The 1,438-nt window shown below is 62.9% G+C and carries 1 protein-coding gene; it reads right to left on the reverse strand.

Going from position 1 to position 1,438, the window contains the following annotated elements:
• The coding region (locus M511_RS18990; protein WP_441339026.1) for an ATP-binding protein at positions 1–1,438 on the reverse strand (1,438 nt) is incomplete at both ends.

Genomic DNA, 1,438 nt, shown 5'->3' on the forward strand with positions numbered 1-1,438 from the left:
GGGTGTGGAAATGCACCGGCAAGCCGATCTCTTCCTTCAGGGCGCGGACAAGGATGCTGGCCGAAGCTGGCTTCAAAAGCCCCGCCATATCCTTAAGGCCCAGGACATGCGCCCCGGCATCGCGCAGTTCGCGCGCCATGCTGAGATAGTATTTCAGATCGTATTTCGACCGCGCCGGGTCCAGCAGATCGCCGGTATAGCAGATCGTGCCTTCGCAGATCTTGCCCGATTCGATCACCGCATCCATGGCGACACGCATGTTTTCGACCCAGTTCAGGCTGTCAAAGACCCGGAATACATCGACGCCGGTCCTGGCCGCCTGCCGCACAAAGCTTTGCACCACATTGTCGGGGTAATTGGTGTAGCCGACCCCATTGCTGGCCCGCAGCAGCATCTGCGTCATCAGGTTGGGCATGCGGGCGCGAATATCGCGCAGCCGCTGCCAGGGGCATTCCTGCAAGAAACGATAGGCCACGTCAAAGGTCGCGCCGCCCCAGCATTCGACGCTGAACAGGCCGGGCAGGTTCGCGGCATAGGCCGGGGCCACCCGGATCATGTCGATCGAGCGCATCCGCGTGGCCAGCAGCGACTGATGCCCGTCGCGCATCGAAGTGTCGGTGATCAGCAGCCGCTTTTGTTCAAGCATCCAGTCGGCGACGGCCTTGGCGCCCTTTTCCTCAAGCAACTGGCGCGTGCCGGGGGCGGGGTCGGCCTTGAGGGCCGGGACGACCGGGACGCGCACCTCGGCCGGGGGCAGAGGACGGCCCGCGGTCTCGGGGTGACCGTTGACCGAGATGTCGGCGATATAGACCAGGAGCTTTGTCGCCCGGTCGCGGCGTTTGCGGAAAGCGAACAGATCCGGCGTCGTGTCGATGAATTTGGTCGTGTAGCTGTTGTCCAGAAAGACCGGATGTTTCAGCAGGTTGATGACGAACTCGATATTCGTCGCCACGCCGCGGACGCGGAATTCGCGCAGCGCCCGGTCCATCCGCGAGATCGCTTTTTCAGGGGTCTGGGCATGGGCCGTCACCTTGACCAGCAGCGAGTCGTAATAGCGGGTGATGACCCCCCCGGAATAGGCGGTGCCGCCGTCCAGCCGGATGCCGTTGCCGGTGGCGCTGCGATAGGCAGTGATGCGGCCATAGTCGGGGATGAAGTTGTTCAGCGGGTCCTCGGTCGTCACCCGGCATTGCAGGGCGTGACCGTTCAGATGCACGTCCTCCTGCCGGGTCACACCGGTTGCCTCGGCCAGGGTCGCCCCCTCGGCAATCAGGATCTGGGACTGCACGATGTCGATGCCGGTGACCTCTTCGGTCACGGTATGCTCGACCTGCACGCGCGGGTTCACTTCGATGAAGTAGAAGTGGCCCGTATCCATATCCATCAGGAATTCTACGGTGCCGGCGTTCTGATAGCCGACAGCGCGGCCGATTTTCAG

Origin of the sequence: Paracoccus sp. J56, assembly GCF_019633685.1 — a bacterium.
Classification (GTDB): domain Bacteria; phylum Pseudomonadota; class Alphaproteobacteria; order Rhodobacterales; family Rhodobacteraceae; genus Paracoccus; species Paracoccus kondratievae.